Annotated in this window: 9 protein-coding genes and 1 pseudogene; 7 read left to right on the forward strand and 3 right to left on the reverse strand. The window is 34.4% G+C overall.

Translation table 11 applies throughout. From position 1 onward, the window contains the following. The first annotated feature begins 75 nt into the window (after positions 1-75). Positions 76-3,129 carry a DEAD/DEAH box helicase gene (locus QUF99_RS08195; RefSeq protein ID WP_289369402.1) on the forward strand — a complete coding sequence of 1,018 codons (3,054 nt, stop codon included), beginning with the start codon at positions 76-78 and terminating at the stop codon, positions 3,127-3,129. A gap of 601 nt (positions 3,130-3,730) precedes the next feature. On the opposite strand, the gene QUF99_RS08200 is transcribed toward QUF99_RS08195, so the two are convergent. Beyond that, positions 3,731-4,480, reverse strand: a complete 750-nt coding sequence (locus tag QUF99_RS08200; protein ID WP_289369403.1) for a hypothetical protein — start codon at positions 4,478-4,480, stop codon at positions 3,731-3,733. Positions 4,481-4,739: 259 nt separating this feature from the next. Here QUF99_RS08200 and QUF99_RS08205 point away from each other — a divergent pair, with 259 nt between their 5' ends. From QUF99_RS08205 to QUF99_RS08230, 6 genes and pseudogenes are all read left to right on the forward strand, one after another. Continuing rightward, positions 4,740-7,298: an MrcB family domain-containing protein gene (locus tag QUF99_RS08205; protein ID WP_289369404.1), complete on the forward strand. Its 2,559-nt coding sequence runs from the start codon at positions 4,740-4,742 to the stop codon at positions 7,296-7,298. Then, positions 7,273-9,753: a restriction endonuclease-like protein gene (locus QUF99_RS08210; RefSeq protein ID WP_289374594.1), complete on the forward strand. Its 2,481-nt coding sequence runs from the start codon at positions 7,273-7,275 to the stop codon at positions 9,751-9,753. Before QUF99_RS08205 ends, QUF99_RS08210 begins: the two co-directional genes overlap by 26 nt. An 89-nt stretch (positions 9,754-9,842) precedes the next feature. Beyond that, positions 9,843-10,847 (forward strand): annotated as a pseudogene (locus QUF99_RS08215) (PD-(D/E)XK nuclease family protein). A 131-nt stretch (positions 10,848-10,978) separates the two neighbouring features. Continuing rightward, positions 10,979-11,290, forward strand: coding sequence for a nucleotide pyrophosphohydrolase (locus QUF99_RS08220; RefSeq protein WP_289369407.1), 312 nt, complete (start codon positions 10,979-10,981; stop codon positions 11,288-11,290). Next, on the forward strand, positions 11,291-13,144 hold the full coding sequence (locus QUF99_RS08225; protein ID WP_289369408.1) for a DUF2075 domain-containing protein: 1,854 nt from the start codon (positions 11,291-11,293) through the stop codon (positions 13,142-13,144). Between the two features lie 569 nt (positions 13,145-13,713). Next, positions 13,714-14,853: a P63C domain-containing protein gene (locus tag QUF99_RS08230; RefSeq protein WP_289369410.1), complete on the forward strand. Its 1,140-nt coding sequence runs from the start codon at positions 13,714-13,716 to the stop codon at positions 14,851-14,853. Between the two features lie 302 nt (positions 14,854-15,155). Here the strand turns inward: QUF99_RS08230 and QUF99_RS08235 are convergent, their stop codons facing one another. Both QUF99_RS08235 and QUF99_RS08240 read right to left on the reverse strand, forming a co-directional pair. Continuing rightward, positions 15,156-17,021 carry an ABC transporter ATP-binding protein gene (locus QUF99_RS08235; RefSeq protein ID WP_289369411.1) on the reverse strand — a complete coding sequence of 622 codons (1,866 nt, stop codon included), beginning with the start codon at positions 17,019-17,021 and terminating at the stop codon, positions 15,156-15,158. Further along, the gene (locus QUF99_RS08240) at positions 17,018-19,264 is read right to left on the reverse strand and encodes an ABC transporter ATP-binding protein (RefSeq protein WP_289369413.1); all 2,247 of its coding nucleotides are present in this window, start codon (positions 19,262-19,264) and stop codon (positions 17,018-17,020) included. Before QUF99_RS08240 ends, QUF99_RS08235 begins: the two co-directional genes overlap by 4 nt. Positions 19,265-19,791: the final 527 nt, after the last annotated feature.

Genomic DNA, 19,791 nt, shown 5'->3' on the forward strand with positions numbered 1-19,791 from the left:
TATTTTTCTTTATTCTCAAAGAGTATTTTCCAGTATGTTACAATGAAGGCAAGAAAAACTTAGGGGAGTGGCAAGATGAAAAGAACGAGAGTACATTCGGTATTAAAGGCTTGGCATTTAATAGAAGCATTAGCACCAAGTGAAGTTCCAGGTAAGGGAGAAGTTGTAAGAAAAGATTTTTTCAAAGACAATAAAAATCGAATGCGAACACGTTTGATAGATCTGAATGAACACCCTTGGGAGAAAGATAAAGTAAAGGATTGTCAGAAACACCAAGTTCAATTCCGCTATTATTTGGGGTGTTTCGAGCATCATAAGCTTGTTAGCTTTATACGTGATATGTTTAAAAATAATGATGAGATTATTAATAAGGATCATAAGACGTTATTTAGTTTCTCCTTTTTGGTAGATAGCAATGGAAATTATATAAAAGATTCCATATTTATTCCTTTTCTCATGTATGTAATGAAATTGATGGCAGAAGGTTCAAATGTTCATTATGGTGAACTCATGACCCCTTTTCGAAATCAATTGCAATTATTCGAAGAACAAGCGCAGGATGCCTTTGTTAATGGAGTGACAAAAGAATCTTTACTTTCAATTCAAAAAGTTTACAACCGGTATTTTCATCGATTAGATAACAATCCATTAAATTATGTAGAATTGGAAGTTATGAAGGCAAAACAAAAACCTATATCTAAGAATTTTAATAGCTTTTATTTAAATGATTTAGAACTAATATTATCAAAAGGGGAAAATGAAACACTTTGCCGGTTTATTGAAGGAACTTTTCCTGAAGAACGCGTGGATGTGAATGAAAATCGAGAATACATTGAAGAAATTTTACAGCCTAAACATTTGCCTAACGGTCGTTGGCCGTCGCCAGTAGATCAGAGGTTGTCTTTAATGCAGCAAGTGGCTGTAAATCAAATTTTAAATCATGATCAAAAAATTAGTTCTGTCAACGGGCCACCAGGAACAGGAAAGACTACGTTATTAAAAGATATTTTTGCTAATATTGTAGTTCAAAGAGCAAAAGAAATGGTGCAATTAGATGATCCTACCAAAGCTTTTCAAAAAATCAAAACGATTAATTTAGATGGTTTCCGCTATCCTATCTATTTATTGAATTCAAAAATAAATAAGTATTCTATGGTTGTTGCTTCAAGTAATAACGGAGCGGTTGAAAATATTTCAAAGGATCTTCCTAAGCTAGAAGAAGTTATACGGCCTTCTGATGACAGTAAGTTTAAAGAATATGAAGAGTTATACGCGAAAGAAGCAAAAGATTTATCTATGTATCCATCTGTTGCAGCAGATCTTCTAGATAGCAATGATAAAGCTTGGGGGCTGTTTTCTGGAGCTCTTGGTAAATCAGACAATATATCTACATTTAGTTGGAAGTTGTTTGGAAGTAATAATGATAAACAGGCTTTTCTTTCACAATTAGAACAGGATAGTAAACAAGTAAAGAAGAAAGATTGGGAAGAGGCTGTAAAGGATTTTGAGGATATTTTTAAATCTGTACAACAAAAAAAGAGAGATCTTCAAAAGTTTCACGATGAATTTAAGAGTATACAAACTTCTAGTATTCAATTACAAGCATTAGAGAATCAATTATCTATACTTAAGCAAGAACAAATGGATGCAGAGAATGAGAAGAGGTATTTAGAACAGCAAAAGCAACTCACAGAACAACAAATCCACGACCAACCTAAACAGTCTTTCTTTCAAAGAATCTTACGTAAAAAAAATACAAAAAAAGTTACGTTGGAAAATGAACTGAATGTTATTATCTCGCGTTTGAAAGAAGAAGTAAGTAAGTTTCATTTAAAAAGCAAACAAATAACTGAGACTGAGCGGACAATAGAGGGTATAAAGGGGAAAATATCTACCTTAACCAAACAACTAAACTATTATGAAACGCAGGGCCTTGTATTACCTGAGGAAGGTTACTGGGCAAACACGCAACAGGCATACGAGTCTCGTCAATTAAACACCCTCTGGCTCACAGATGAACTGAATTTTAAAAGGGGATTATTATTTTTAAAGGCCATGAAAATCCATAAATTAATGTTGACTTTTAATTTTGAAGCGATTAAATCTACTTTACGTTTATTAATTAATCGTACAAATTTAAATCTTAATGATCAGGAACATCGAGAATATGTAAAGAATATGTGGCAAACTGTTCATTTAATTACCCCTTTATTAAGTACAACGTTTGCAAGTTTTAGCTCTATGTATAAAGGTGTAGAACAGGACTTTATTGATTACTTATTTATTGATGAAGCAGGACAAGCTAGTCCTCAACAAGCAGCAGGTGCAATATGGAGAGCTAAAAAAGTAGTTGTAGTAGGTGATCCCATTCAAATTGAGCCTGTTGTAACAATTGACCAAACAATTTTAGGGGATATTAAAAAGTATTTCAATGTAAATGATAGATATATTGGAATCGGGAACTCGGTTCAAACACTAGCAGATGCGGCAAATCCATACGGTATGCTTAACGGCGATGGTCAATGGATGGGGACACCTTTATGGGTTCATAGAAGATGTCTAAATCCAATGTTTACGATTGCAAATGAAATAGCCTATGATAACAAAATGGTATTAGGAAAAAAGGAGCAAGGTAAAAGTGCTTGGTTTGATTGTAAAGGATCGGCTATAAACCGCCAATTTGTTAGAGAACAAGGAGAATTGGTGGTAGACCATATTATTACATTATGGGAGAAACCCTCAGATCCTCCTAATGTATATATTATCTCTCCTTTTACTGCAGTGAAAGATAGCATTAAAAAACTTCTAAAAGAAAGATTGAAAAATAGGAATATTTCTACAGAAGTAGTGAATGATTGGTTAAAGAGTTCTGTAGGGACTGTTCATACATTTCAAGGAAAAGAAGCTGATATTGTCTATTTTGTAATCGGTACAGACGAAAATAGTGATGGAGCAGCGAACTGGTCATGTTCAAAGCCTAACCTAATAAATGTAGCTGTTACACGAGCTAAGAAAGAATTTTATGTAATTGGTGATTATAAGCGTTTTTCTAAGAAATCTTACTATGTTTCTATCGTAGAAAACGTAGATGAGGTTAAGGGCGGTAATCAATTGAATTTAAGTCTTTAACTAGATTTAAAGAGGGGAGATGCTACAAAACGACTAGAAATTATACTTGAACCAAATTGAATGATATATGAGTATGTTGATACTGCTTTTGCCTGTTTTGCAGATAACTTGAGAAATCATTGAATATTATTGGAGCATAGGCTGTCTCCTTAATACAAAATGGAACACAATTCTTATGAATGCAAGAGTACTCTATTAGCAAATCGGTGTATTATTTTATACTCGCACATAGAAGAATCCCTATAACTAAAATGGTTAGTTTCAAACTCATCAACGGAAAAACATATAGAAATTAAAAAGGTGCGTTTGGATGCGTTGGAGGATGTTGGTTGGGGTGGTTTGATGGGTGGATCTGAATTAATGGAAGGGTACAAGAAACTCCAACTTAGTGAGGGTAAGTTGGAGTTTTTTATATTTTGGATCTGATGGTATTTTAGTGCTCGTTGTAGAAAAACTTTTTTAAGATTGATTTCATTTACACGATCTTATTCAAAAACATATGTAATTTTTGTTCCAGATCAACAACATCACTACTGAAAATCCGTGCATGTATATTCAAGTACCTCAAAGTTCATCAGCGCAGTCTATATTAAAGGCACTATCAATTTAAGTAGCTATCGATCTGTTTTTGAAGGTGGCTTATTACCACCCCTTTGAAGTTCATGGCGTAAGTTAACACGTTAATCTGTTTAGGAGCAGAAAGTTGTTCAAATCGTTTGGAGTTTCTAAAGAAATGATTTAAAAATTTACGTTTTTCATCTGTTAATCTGTCTTGGTTTTTTTGAGGCAGCCCTGCTCGTTCATATAGAAATTCCTTTACAGTTGCATCTAATGTTAAATTTGCAATCCAATTTAAAGTAGTCTCTGTTGTATGATCACTTATATATTTTCGTGGAACAACTGAGTTGTAGTGGTAATCCTTTAAGTCTTGTTTTATAAATCCAGTCATTTTTATAATTTTTGAGAGGGGTAAATTTCTATTTGAAAGTTTGCTTAAAATGTTTTGTTTACTAGTTTTATTAGAATCTCCTTTGTTATGGAGTCTTCTTAGTATTTTAAGGGATTGTGTAGTCTTTCCTGTAAATTCTTCTATTATACAAGGTGCTTCATTTAGATTGGTATGATTAATCATGAAATAATATAAATCATATTTTCCTACCAGAAAATATTCATCTTTCTGAGGATGCTTTTCAACTGGCAAGAGTAAATCAAAGATACCAAGATGAGAGAAAATGTTATTCATCCTTGTATAGAATACTTTTGTAATGTGCGGGATATATAGTGGTTTTATTTTTCTGAGCGGAATCATACTAATTTCTTGTTTGGGATACGTACTTGGTTTTGTAATCATATACACACCTCCTCGCAGCATGTATATGGAGATTGGAAATTGTCCTATGACAATTTTACATGAACCAATAGAAGAAAATAAGCATGTAGTGGATTTGTGAAGAGTGTTACATGGTGAGAAATGTGAAAGGAATAGGTTGATAGAGGTGTGGGACTCCGACTTGGTGATGAAGTTGGAGTTTTTTGTTTAATATTTACATTTGGAATTATATACTTGTATATAAATGGAATGATATGAATTATCGTCACGGAGGAAGCATATGCGAGAAAAACTACTCATTGAATGGGCTAAAAAAATAAAACAGGTTAACGAGATAGATACTAATAAACCAAATTGGATCACAAAGATAGATGATCGAGGGTTATATGTGGAAACAGAATCCTCACGTGAAAAGTACGAAAGAGGAGATGAAGCGCAGCCATACTTTATGATAACTTTTGAGATTCTTCAGCAAGCTTGGCAAAACTTCATTACTGTCCGCATGGTGACTAGTGAAGACCTGGGGCAAGATAAGGAACAAAATGATTTTTTGATTTCATTGTTTTCACAATTGCCTTTTGTCAGTGTAACAACGTTTAACGACTTAAAAGCGATCACATTGAAAGAATTTCAAACAGATGATCTACCATGTGAGCAATATCATAAAGTCATTATATTTTTAGAAGAGGTAATAAATGATACATATGATCCGAAAAATCTAAGTCACCAAATTGAAGGGAATCTATATAGAGTGAAGTCTCGTGGACGGCAAGATTTGAGATTATTAGGTTTCTTAAATGAAGATCATGAGATTAATAGGACTCTTTTAAATGAATATATTCAATCAAAGGATAAGGAGGCTTTGATTCGAAATTTGATTTTGAATCAAGACTACTTCCGAATCTCCCTATTTATACTGGGCCTTTTAAGTAACTATTCAAAGGATCAGAAAAAAGAAGCCTTAGTGAATTTAGGAATGACGATTGTCCGAAATTCACGAGGGGATAACCTAATGGTTGAATCGGTAGCCAAGGAACGTACTCATAACTTGCTAATGTGGCTTGAGAAGGTAGGGGGAATTAATGAGGATTGGGTATTGGTTGAACAACATTTAAAAGAGAACAGTGAAAAGGGCGGTAATATGAATAGTAATTTGCGTGAAAAGTTTTTAACTGTTATGAACGAGTATCTAGAGGCAAAAAGAGACAGCTTAGGAGGTCATAAACTAGCCTCATTCGTTAGAAATGAACTGACAACAGAGATTAATCGTTTGCCTTTTATAGATCATAATCAATACATTGTCACAGGCTCGGTTGGGCAAGGGAATTGGGCGTCTGTTCCATGGCTCGCTATTATGCATAAAGATATTACGACATCGACTCAGAGAGGTTATTATATCGTTTATTTATTTAGTGAAGATATGAAACAACTATATTTAACGATAGCACAAGGGGTAACTGAAACTTCTAAAGAGGAAATGGAAAAAATTAAACAAGAAATCCGTCAGCATATACATATGTCTACAAAAGTGAAAAAAGATGATGGGATTTTCCTTGGTACAAGTCCAAAAGCAAAAGGGTACGCAAACTCAACTGCAGCGTACATTGTATATGATGTTAATCAAATGCCAAGTGAAGCAGAATTAGTAGAAGATTTAAAAGAAATGCTTAGCTACTATGAGGGATACATTGCTTTTAAGGAGAAAGGGACTGATTATGAAATGATCTATGAGAGAAAGGAAGTCTATTTGAATCAGAAAGAAATTATAGATCATGTATCTTCTTATATTCAAAGCAAAGGTTTCTATTATGACAAACAAGACCTCATTAACTTTTTTCTTTCTCTAAAAACAAAACCTTTTGTTATCCTATCAGGTATTTCCGGTACAGGAAAAACAAAAATTGTTCAGTGGTTTGCGGAAAGCTTAGGGGCAACTGAGCAGAATGGGCAGTTTACACTTATACCTGTTCGTCCTGACTGGAGTGACAGTTCTGACTTACTTGGTTATGTCAATATCCAAGGAGAATTTCAGGAACGACCTTTAATTAAAGTTCTTGATGAAGCGGAAAAACATCCGAATAAGCCGTATTTTGTAGTATTGGATGAGATGAATTTAGCTCGAGTTGAATACTACTTTAGTGATTTTTTAAGTGTAATTGAAAGTCGTAGATGGGAAGAGGGCAAGATTATTACATCAACTGTTCTTCCAGAATCTATTGCTAACAGACGAATTACTATCCCATCAAACGTGTATGTTGTAGGAACCGTCAATATGGATGAAACGACACATCCATTAAGTAAAAAAGTACTGGATCGTGCGAATACAATTGAATTTAATAAAGTAAAACTGGATTATTTTGAGTTCTTAATGGATTTAGAAGATGTAAAGGCAGAAAGTGTTTCGAATCGTTCTTTGACAGCTGAGTATCTTCATTTGAAGGAGTGTTTTAAAGAACACCAAGACCTTGTAAAGAAAGTATCGGATATTTTAATTGGAATCAATGAATCTCTTGAACCAATTGGAGCACAGGTAGGATACCGTATACGTGACGAGATTTGTTTTTACATGGCTTACAATGAGCAAGGGAAACTGTTATCGTTTGACGAAGCGCTAGACTATCAAATTTATCAAAAGATTTTACCGCGTATTGCAGGAAGTGATGGGCGGACAGAAGAGGCATTAAAGAAATTATATATACTTTGTACAAATCAAGAGTTTAATAATGAAGATTTACATTTTGAAGATATGTCTTATGTTAAGTATCCTCGTTCTGCTAAGAAGCTGTCTCATATGTTAAGGAGGTTCGAATATGATGGTTTCACCTCTTTCTGGATCTAACAGTGATATAGAACTAGTTAAGATTGAAACAACCGATTTATCATTGATTATTAAAGGAAATCCTTATCATGAAAAATACGAGAGCTTAAAAAATCATCAATCAATTGCTTCAGATGAAATGATGCATTTTCATGTGTCTGGAACATGGGATTCTATCATGGTATACGATGCCAGGTTACAGAAGCTTGATGAATGGACCGAGCATCCACCAATATTTTTTGAGAATAGAAGCTATCAGCTCGTTGTCGTTCCAAAGAATGATCAAGAACTTTCTTTTTATCATGAGCATCCATCTCTTCGAAAGGCGATCAGCTCAACTCAAATGGGTTCATTAAAGGTATTAATGGGAAATCTATCATTTCCAAATGAAGTAGGGTATACAACATTTGAAATTCGAGATGACAAAAGTTCCTTGCTAAAAGTTACATTAGAGATTTTCCCATCAAAGCTCGATTACAAAGATGACTATCGAGCGTTATTGGAAGAAGTGAATGATGAAATTTATAATTTGGCATTTCATTTATTAAAAAGGACTTATTTTGGAGCATCAACAATCTATGCTACTAACCCATCTAAGAGTGAATTTTATCGTATTTTAAATGACTCTTTTCATAGATTTATGAAGGCGATTTCTCATATTAAAAGGCAACCGCACCATATACTTACTACTCGGCATCAGCTTGTACAAGGAGAAAAAATTCGTAGGCTCGATTCTGTTGGAATGAATTACTTACGAAAGAGACCTCACTTGTTTCAAGAAGTAGGAGCAAACATGGTCCCATCTAAAGGAATTACAGCTTATAAGGAAGTGTCATATGATACATTGGAAAATCGCTTTGTTAAGTGGATGATTCAGAGAGTGGTACATAAAACGGATGATTTGCTTAAATCTCTAGAAATAGATTCTGGATTTAAGAGTTTATCAATTGACGACAATCTTATTCAAAACGTAAGGAATATGAAATCTCGAATGAAAAATGAATTAAATGATCCGTTTTGGAACGGGATAGGGAAATTGGATCGCTCTGTCTTTTCTCTTGTCATTCAAATGGCTACTGGCTATAGAGATGCGTATCAGATTTTTCTAATGTTATCGAGAGGTCTAACACTAAGAGGACAGATTTTCAAAATGTCTGTTAAAGACGTTGCGAGGTTGTATGAGTATTGGACGTACTTAAAGCTTGGTCAAATTCTGTCTAAAAAATATGCAACAGTTCAGCAAGACATTATTAAAGTTCGACAAGATGGACTATATGTGACACTCGATGAAAGTAAAACTGCAAAAAGAACCTTCGTTCATCCTGAAACAGATGAAGTGATTGAGCTTTATTTTCAGAAGAGGAATAAAGCATTACCAACTGTTACTCAAAAACCTGATACAATGCTTGCTATTGAGAAGAAAGGGAAAAACTATCAATATCAATATATTTTTGATGCCAAATATCGAATCGATTTCGCAAAAAGTGGTTCCCATTATAAAAGGCAGTATGGAACTCCTGGTCCAATGGAAGAAGATATTAACACGATGCATCGGTACCGAGATGCGTTAGTAGTAGACCAAGGAGGGCCGTTTGAGCGAACAGCCTATGGAGCCTATGTATTATTTCCGTGGAATCAAGAGGAAGAATATGAGCATCATCCTTTTTATAAAAGCATTGAAAAAGTAAATATTGGTGGATTTCCATTTTTACCAAATGCAACAAGATTAGTAGAACAATTTCTTGATCATCTAATTGAAAAAAGCCCAGAAGACATTATAAGAGAAGGGATTCTTCCAAGAGGAACAAAAGAAGAATGGAACTCCTCTTTAGATGAAAAGGTATTAGTCGGTAGTGTGAAAAACGAAGAATATTATGCGGCATATATGAAAGAAGGATTCTACCATATTCCTGTTTCACAATTAAAACCAGGCTGGCAAGAAGTGAAATACATAGCCTTGTATGCACCGAAAAAGTGGTGCGGAGAAAACGGTGGGATTCAATATGTCGCAAGAATTAAAAATATCCAAATAAAAAGGGAAAATCAAATTCATGAACTGCCTAGCGACCACACAAATGATTATGTTTATTTCGAACTAGAGCCATGGAAAAAACTCGATCATCTCATTCGTTCAGTAGGATATGGGATTCAAACATATATGCTAACAAGTATGTCCCTTTTAAAAGAAGTACAAGAGCTTCCGGAATTATTTATGAAGTCAAAAGAAGAACGTGCTCTTTGGAAAACGCTACGCCGATTTACAAAACAGGTGAAAGTCGAACTTGATCACTCTAATTTGGACGAGGCATCGGCTATTAAGAGTTATCATGTTCAAGATGTTCAAATCGGAATTGATTATGTGCAGGGGAATGTGATGGTTGGAAAAGGGGATGTGTTTAAAGAGTTGCCTTTGGATTTGGTTGTGAGGAATTCGTCGGTGTTTTTTAAGGTGGTTTTGGAGGGATTAGGTAGATAGTAAGATGTGTTGAAAGTAATTAATATATCAGGATTAATAGTTCATGTCTCTTTAGATGAAAACAATGGTTCTTAAGGGGGAATAGTGTGATGGGAACGAGACCTAATCTATTTTCATATGCGACTAGTGAGTTATCTCAAGATGCTTTTATCTGCTAGCTAGCAGAATGGGCAGATCCACAGTATAAAGAAATAAATCAGGAATTACATGAAGCAGGTACCAACTTGATTAGAAAGATATATGATTTACATAAAAAGGATTTTCCAGCATCTATTAAAGAAACTAAGATTACAAGACAATTTAAAGGTCTAGATATCTTTATTGAAATTAACGGAAACCAAACTATTTTAATTGAAGATAAAACGTACACAAAAGAACATTCTAATCAATTAAAGCGTTACTATGAAGCCGTAGTTGAAATGAAAAAATACAATGAGTTGGATATATTACCTGTTTACTATAAAACGGGCAATCAAAGTGATTATACGTCAGTTTATGAGACGAAATATGTTCTGCTTACAAGGAAGCAGATGCTTGAAATTTTACAAAATAGTATACACGAAGGGATTCAAGATCAAATATTTTTAGACTATTATTCTTATTTAAGGAAAATTGATCAAAATTATGATGGGTATAAGACGATCCCGCTAAATGAGTGGAAGGGCGAAGCTTGGGAAGGATTTTATGAGGAATTAAAACAAAGAGGGGTCCAAGGACATTATGGATATGTAGCGAATCCTAATGGTGGTTTCTATTCTTTTTGGTGGAACGAGCAAGAAGACGAAGAGTGTAAACAGTATTTGCAATTAGAAGAAGGCCGTTTATGTTTTAAGATACATGTGCATGAGGACGATAAAGACAAAAGAAGAGAGCTTAGAAACAAATGGAGTAAGGAACTAATTGAACAAAGTCAAACATGTTCTTTTTCACTAGAGAAGCCAAGGTTTGGTAATGGGGAGTATATGACTGTTGCTGTGTTGAAAGATTATAGGGTAAAGGACGCAGAAGAGAGAATTGATTTGTGTAGGACAGTGGATGTATTACATGAAGCAGAGGCGCTTTTAAAGTTAGCTACAAGTAGTATTAAATCATAAATATAATCGTACACGATGCAAACTATGAGTAATGCTCGAGACATTAGGAAAGCTTTATTCTTTTTATAAGTTTTTCCAATTGGTAAAATAGAATATAAAAATGTTTTTGTTGTAGAAGAGGAGAGAGTGTATTGAAAAAGGTTTATGAAAAAATTTTAGAATTTCGTGATCAAAGGGATTGGAAACAATATCATGATGAAAAAGATTTAGCAATTTCAATTTCATTAGAAGCAAATGAGTTACTTGAGAATTTTCAATGGAGAAGTAGTAAGGAAGCGCTTACTACATCGAAACAAAATATAAAAGAAGAGATGGCTGATATATTTATATATCTAATTCAAATGGCTGATAAAATGCAAGTAGACTTGGAGGAGGAAGTTCTTAAAAAGTTAGAGAAGAACGCAAAGAAATATCCAGCTCCTCAGAATCGAGGGGACTGCTAAATGATTATTTACAATGAGACATCTAACAACTTTTTGAACCATATTTATGAGAAAAAGATTGGATATGTATTGCGAGAAAACGTACTAAATAAAATGAATAAAGTTGTCTCAGATAGTGAATTAAGATCTTGGGAAAGATCTCTTCCTCAAATGGCAAGAGTATTACGTGATGTGGATTTAAAAGAAGATACGCATGTATTATTAGAATACAAACTACCTTCCACAGAGAAAAGAATTGATTTCCTTATTACTGGTCAAGATGAAAAGGGAAAAGATAATGCATTGATTGTTGAGTTGAAACAGTGGGAAAAAGCAAAAACTGCTGAAGGAGATGGAATTGTTCAAACATTTTTAGGTGGGCGCGAACGTGAGACAGTTCACCCTTCCTACCAGGCTTCTTCATATAAAAGGTTTCTACAAAACTTTAATGAGTCTTTATATGATGATTCGGCTATTAATCTTCATTCCTGTGCATATTTGCATAATTATATTATGAATCAAAAAGAAGAGCCTTTACTAGATGAAAGATATAACAATTATATTGAAGAATCACCTATATACTTTCAATTTGATGATAGAGATTTAGCTAAAAATATAAGTAAGTTGGTTTCTAATGGGAACGGCGGAAATATTGCTAATGCTATTGAAAAAGGTAAAATACGCCCTTCAAAAAAACTTGTAGAAACTGTTAGTTCTTTAATTAAAGGAAATGAGGAATTTATCTTATTAGACGAGCAAAAAGTTGCTTATGAAAAAATCATTAGTATGTATAATCAATTGAAAACAAAAAAAGATCAAAAGCAGGTTATTTTGATTAAAGGTGGGCCAGGCACTGGGAAATCAGTAATTGGATTAAATGTAATGAGTTATATGTTAAAGACAAATGCTTATGTGGAGTATATTACACCGAATCAGGCTTTTCGAGAAGTGTTACGGAAAAAATTGGTTGGCACATCGGGATTTATAGAAGTAAGGGATTTATTTAAGGGATCTGCTTCTTATGTAGAAGCACCAGAAAATTATTTTGATGTGCTAATTTGTGATGAAGCACATCGTTTAAAAGAACATGGACATATGAAAAAGAAGATTGAAGGAGAAAATCAAGCTACACAAATTATAAGGTCTTCAAAAATAAGTGTTTTCTTCATCGATGATTCTCAAAAAATCTCGAAAAAAGATATTGGAAGTGTAGCTTTACTAAAGGAAGAAGCAGCTAAATTCGATGCAGGGGTTCATATTGTAGAATTAGACTCCCAATATCGTTGTTCAGGATCGGGTAATTATATTGAATGGTTAGAAGACATTTTTAGTAATGACAATAATGAAATAACACTTGAAGGAGATTTTGACTTTCAAGTTATATCAAATCCACACAAATTAAAAAAAGAGATCATTGGGAAACGTGGCGGAAGATTATTAGCTGGTTATGCATGGGAATGGACAAAAAATGCCAAAATGAAAGAATTGGTAGATGACGTAGTCATTGAAGAGCATAATTTTGCTTTGCCGTGGAATGATCCAAATCGGATTGATTGGGCGATACACCCAGATTGTGCCTATCAAATTGGATGTATCCACACAGTACAAGGTCTAGAAATGGATTATGTTGGTGTCATAATTGGTAAAGATTTAGGTTATGACAAAGAAACAAATTCCCTTATTGTTAGACGAGATGAATTTAAAGATAAAGGAGCAAAGCCGGCTAAACCGAAAAAGGGTCAGATTGATCCATTAATTACTCTTGTTAAAAATACATATAAAACTCTTATGACTCGTGGGATGAGGGGTTGTTATGTTTATTGTTGTGATAAGGAGTTGGAGAAACTTTTAATAGAGCGAGGTTCGGGGATATAAAGTCAAAATTATAGAAGAAATAGTAATTAAAAAATGTAGAGTAGATTTAAATATTGTTATTTTCATGCTATTAAAATCTAAATTTAAGAAAAAGGTTAAATGAATTTCATGAAGTAGCAGTACTTAATAAGCATATGAAGAGTATAGCTAAGTTGAAAAATTAAATTGGTTGCTAAGTTTATGTAGGAGTACTCCAGTAATATATTTGGAGCACTCCTTTGTTAGAGAATAATGGTGTATATTTTCGAGATTTGAATGAGGAGCAATTACTAGTGGATTTGCGTGAAGAGCTTCGTTTTTATGAGTTATGAGAAAGCCTATGAATTAAACACTTCAGAGGTCGGTTTTAACTGTCCTCTGAAGTGTTTAGGAAAATTACAGAGGGTATTACTTGAAAAGGTATTAGTAGAATTGAGGAAAATAAGCAACAATGCTAAAAGATACTTGTTATATATAAGTAATAAAGTTAATAATCAGAATTTTATTGCTTTTCTTGCGCTTGATTGGTAATATGGTCCTTGTTGGAAGAAAGGTGATGAAAAATCTGGACCTGATAAGGGGGAATTTATGTGAATTTGACAAAGCACGGTTATGTTGAAAAATGCTTAAAGATGCCTCATGCCAAAACAGTGGGCTATTTCATAGCGAATGACGAAAAAATCTATGTTGCTATTCATGAAAATGGAGATTGCTATTTCAATAGAGAGCAGCAAGACTTTGTGGAGAAGCACTTTAATAATTTAAGTTTTAATAGTTTTGTTGAAATTCCAAGAGCTGTGGTTGTCGAAGCTGACTTGTATATTGGTGACACTAAACTACAATGTTCGGTATTAAATGATGGTCGACGAGTTATTAAAGATACCAGTTTATTTGCTGCCCTTGACCGTAAAAGAAAAGGTGAAACAAGAATAGAAGGATTTCCTCCGATTATTGGTTCTAAATCATTAGCAGCACTTTTAATGGATATGTATCCAGAACACCTATCTACCATTACACCTTTTGAAGTGGCTCAATTTAATGGCAAGACTGGGAAGTGGTATGATGCAAATACTATTCCAATTATCTGTGATATATATATGGAGGCAGAAAAAAGAAGCGTAATCACTGCATCACAACAACATGTACTAGATAAGGCAAAAATATTACTTCGTTCTCTTGCAAGGGTAGGAATTACTGCTCTAATTGATGAGGCGACAAACTATCAAAGCAGCAGAGGAAAAGATGAATTGCAAATTCTACTAGAGGAGTTTATATCTGAAGAATTAAGAGCCTATTCCAAAGAATTTCGTAGTGAATATTTTGAACAGATTTTTCGTATTTATGGTCGGCCTTATGATCCAACTACACAGAAAAGGCCTAAATTTTTTGCCTGGTTTACTCGAACGTATGTGTATGATATGCTACCGCCTAATATTTTCGAAAAGTTAGATGAAATGAACCCTCTTATTTATAATAGTCAGACTGGTCGTACGGACCGTAAATTCCGCTTGTTCCAACATCTTTCAGATGAAGGAATCCAATATCTTCAAAATCATTTAGAAGGACTTATTTCTGTCATGAAGCTTTCCTCTGATAAGGATGATTTTAAAGATAAATTTAAGCTTGTTTATGCAGATAAAATTAAGCGGATACAAAAAATGAAGCAGGATGTCTATCATATTACCATTGATGACGTTCAAGAAATTGAATTTGAAGAAATGATGGATTAGTAACGTGGTTACATTCTACTGAAGGGGACAGTCACATGGCTGTTCTCTTTTTTGAGTAAGTGAGGGTTAGTTTTACTTTTTATGTAACTATATTCAAGAAAGATAAGGATAAGCGGATTAACCCCTTAATTTTGGACACATACTATCCTTAACTCATTGTTTCATATTTCTACATAATGACAGTAGAATTTACCAAGAAATTTCAAAACGTTACTATAAAAAGCAACCTATTCATGCAAAAGAAGCTGTCTCAAAAAGGTCGTTATTCAACGACCTTTTTGGAAAGCTTCTTCTATTTAAATTCACGAAGCATCCACACTCTCAAACTGACTATTATAAAGCGAAGCATAGAAACCATCAGCCTTCAATAACTCTTCATGATTACCCTGTTCTACAATATCCCCATCTTTCATGACAAGGATTAAATCTGCATCACGTATTGTTGATAATCTATGAGCGATAATAAAGCTTGTTCTGCCTTCCATGAGGTTTTCCATGGCCTTTTGAATCAGTACTTCTGTACGAGTGTCAATCGAGCTTGTTGCTTCGTCGAGTATTAATATTTTTGGATCCGCTAGAAGGGCACGAGCAATCGTTAATAGCTGCTTTTGTCCTTGCGATACGTTGCTTGCTTCTTCGTTTAATTCCATATTATATCTATTTGGTAAAGTCTTCACGAAGCTGTGAACGTGAGCTGCTTTAGCTGATTCGATCACTTCTTCGTCAGTAGCGTCGAGTCTACCGTAACGTATATTTTCCATGATTGAGCCGTTAAATAGCCAAGTGTCTTGAAGTACCATGCCGAACATATTGCGTAAATCTTCTCGCGTAAAGTCTTTTATATCGTGACCATCTATGCATATAGCACCGCTATTTACATCATAGAAACGCATTAAAAGTTTCACTATCGTTGTTTTACCTGCCCCGGTTGGTCCTACGATAGCTACCTTTTGTCCAGGCTTAATATGAGCTGAGAAATTATTGATGATGATCTTATCTGGATTATATCCAAATTGAACATCTTTGAAGGTAACTTCTCCTTTCACTTCTTGAAGCTTAACTGGATTTTCTGCTTCTGGAATTTCCTCTTCTTCTTCTAAAAATTCGAAAACTCTTTCTGCAGCTGCAGCTGTGGATTGAAGTACGTTAGCGATTTGAGCTACTTGAGCGATTGGTTGCGTAAAACTTCTAACATATTGAACAAAGGCTAAAATATCTCCAACTGCAATGGTTTTCTTTACTGCAAGCCATCCGCCTAAAATAGATACAGCTACGTAACCGATATTACCGATAAAAGTCATAATCGGCATCATCATTCCAGATAAAAATTGAGACTTCCACGCAGAGTGGTAAAGGGTATCATTAACCTCTTCGAACTTTTTAACTTCCTCTTCTTCAGTGTTAAAGGCTTTTACGATATTGTGACCACTATAAATCTCTTCTACCTGACCGTTAACGTGTCCTAAATATTCTTGCTGGGATTTAAAGTATTTTTGTGATCTCTTTACGACTCCCATTATGAGCATCATTGATACTGGCAATATTAACAGCGCCACTAATGTCATTTGCCAGCTTATTGATAACATCATGATTAGTACACCAATGATTGTAATAACGGATGTGATGATTTGCGACATACTTTGGTTTAAAGTCTGGCTCACAGTATCTACGTCATTTGTAACTCTAGATAATACTTCTCCGTGTGTCGTTTTATCAAAGTACTTAAGCGGCATACGGTTGATCTTTTCATCAATTTCTTTTCTGAAATTATAGGATACCTTTTGTGCGACTCCCGAAATGATATATCCTTGTATAATGGAAAACACAGTGCTGGCTATATATAATCCAAGGAGTAAAATGACAATGTTTCCGATATAGGTAAAGTCAATTGCAGCACCTGGCACTCCCGTTACCTTGTCTACCAGTCCTTCGAATAGTTTTGTTGTCGCTTTACCTAAAATCTTTGGACCTGCGATTGCAAAAGCCGCACTACCTATTGCAAAAATAATGACGATGATGATTGATAACTTATATGGCTTTAGGTATTGAAGTAATTTATTCATCGTTTCCTTGAAGTTTTTTGCCTTCTCAACCTTTCCCATGCCGCCCATATGACCGCCGCCAAAGCCGCCACCATGTTTTTTATTTTCTATTTTTCTATCACTCATGATGAAAGTTCCTCCCTTGAAAGTTGTGATAAAGCAATTTGCTTATAAACTTCACAGTTCTCCATAAGCTCCTCATGAGTACCAGTTCCCACTATTTTTCCTTCGTCTAGTACAATGATTTTATCTGCATTCATGATCGTACTGATTCTTTGTGCAATAATTAGAACAGTACTTCCTGAAATCTCATTGTTCAAAGCCTTACGCAGGGCTGCGTCTGTCTTAAAGTCAAGAGCTGAGAAACTATCATCAAATATAAATACTTCAGATTTCTTAGTAAGAGCACGCGCAATAGAAAGTCTTTGTTTTTGACCACCTGAAACGTTCGTACCGCCTTGTGATATCTCTGTTTTAAAGCTTTCAGGTTTCGCGTTAATAAATTCCATAGCTTGCGCGATTTCTGCCGCTTTTGCTAGTTCTTCTTCAGTTGCTTCTTTTTTACCGTATTTCAAATTACTTTCGATCGTACCTGAGAATAGAACTCCTTTTTGTGGTACATAACCAATTTTCTCTCTTAATTCCTTCTGAGATACTTCTCTAATATCCGTGCCATCTATTAATATCTGGCCACTTGTGACATCGTAAAAGCGTGGAATTAAGTTGATTAATGTTGATTTACCACTACCTGTACTTCCGATGAAAGCTGTCGTTTCTCCAGGTTTTGCGGTAAAGGTAATATTGGAAAGCACATCTTCTTCTGCACCTGGATATTTAAAGCTAACATTTTTAAATTCAACGTAGCCTTTCTTGTCAGAAGCAAATGTTTTTGGCTCCGCTGCGTCATGAATAGAAAGGTCAGTATCTAAAACTTCTGCAATGCGCTGTGCGGATACAGAAGCACGTGGAACCATAATGGATACCATAGAAATCATTAAGAAGGCCATTATGATTTGCATTGTATATTGCATAAATGCCATCATATCACCAACTTGCATATGTCCCATATCCACTTGGTGTGATCCAACCCAAATAATAAGTACAGTAACGGCATTCATGATAAACATCATCATTGGCATCATAAATGACATTAAACGGCTTACAAATAAATTTGTTTTTGTTAAATCTTGATTTCCTTTTTCAAATTTCTTTTCTTCATGCTTTTGATTATTAAAAGCACGAATGACAAGCATACCTGTTAAAGACTCACGAGTGATTAAGTTAATTTTATCTACTAACTTTTGGATACTCTTAAACTTAGGGATCGCGATGCTAAATAGACCAATGACTAAGCTTAAAATCGCGATAACTGCAACTGCGATAATCCATCCCATTGAAAGGTCTGTAGTAAGTACCTTAATAATGCCGCCTATGCCTAAAATCGGTGCATAGAATACGATTCTAAGGAGCATAACCATAAGTGTTTGAACTTGCTGGATATCATTTGTACTTCTTGTAATTAAAGATGCAGTGGAAAACTTATCAAACTCCGTATTAGAGAAGCTTGTAACCTTCCGAAATACTTTCTTTCTAAGATCTCTGCCTAATCCAGCAGCTACTTTTGCCGCAAGTAAACTAACGATAACGGTAGCAGCCATACTAACTAAGGATAAAAGCAGCATTTTCCCACCAGAAGTAAGAATGTAATTTGTTTGAAGCTTATTCGTATTTATACCGATCGTTTTATACTCATTCTCAATGAATGGAACGGCTGACTGTGTTACCATGCTGCCTGGCATCTTCTTAAATTTTTCATCTGCCTTTTCTTTCATTGCATCGATTTGACTTTGAGGCAGTTTAGCAATTACTGCGAAAGGGTCTGTATTTGCCGGAAGATTCATCGGTGCTTTGTTACCATTTGGCGCAGCAGGAGTAAGCGCGGATGCACCACTTTTTTCAATTCCCTCTGTAATTAAAATTGGTTTCCCAAATATGTCGTTAAGTTCACTAATTGTATTTTTATCCTTTGTATGTAGCTTATAAAGAGGTTCTTTATCAAGTTGCGGATAATCTTTCAAGTAATTTTGCAACTCACTTTGAGAAATATTTTTCTTATCTAAAAGCACATAGTTGTCATCTGCTTTTTTCTTCTCATCTTCATTCATAAAGAGCTTAAGTTTATCAAACTCACTTTTACGAATAACCCCAGGTACTGCGTTTTCTACACCTTTTTGCTGAATACCTACATTCACAATGTTAGACATGTAGTCTGGCAGTGATAGATCACATACGGCTTGTATGGATAAAAGACATATAACTGCAATTATTGATACAGTAAAAGGTTTTAAATGTTTTATTATTTTTAACATTTAATTCATCTCTCCATTTTCCTTTTCTGATTTTTTTAGCTTTTACTTCGTTTCTTTACTGTATTCTTCATATTCTCAGTAATTAATTCTAGCAGTTTTTTACGTACTTTCGACCACAGATTAATTATAATTCTATGACTATATGTAAGGCTTCATTCTAAGCGTGATATTTTTATATGTTTTTTAAAATTTTGGTTTAAATTTAAATGAAAAAGCATAACTGTTGACCAAAAGTTATAAAGTGAAACTTTAATCAGTGGGGGCTTTCTTCATCCCCCACTAATTATTAGTTGAACCAATCGGGCTTTTACGGGCTGTTTATCTCCCACCTAAACTTCTTTGTAATCCTCAAGTTTTGAGGTGGGAGTTTTACAGCCCGTTAATGCGGGATAAAATGGTGTGGCTGTTTTCTTATGGATGTAAATCCTCTCAATAGCCCCTTACAAACCCCTACCAAGCCCCTTCCAAGTAATAAATCATTACAAAAACAAAACAAAAAAACTACTACAAGCAGTACTCAAAAAGAA

The sequence above is a fragment of the Bacillus sp. DX4.1 genome, assembly GCF_030348195.1.
GTDB lineage: Bacteria > Bacillota > Bacilli > Bacillales > Bacillaceae_G > Bacillus_A.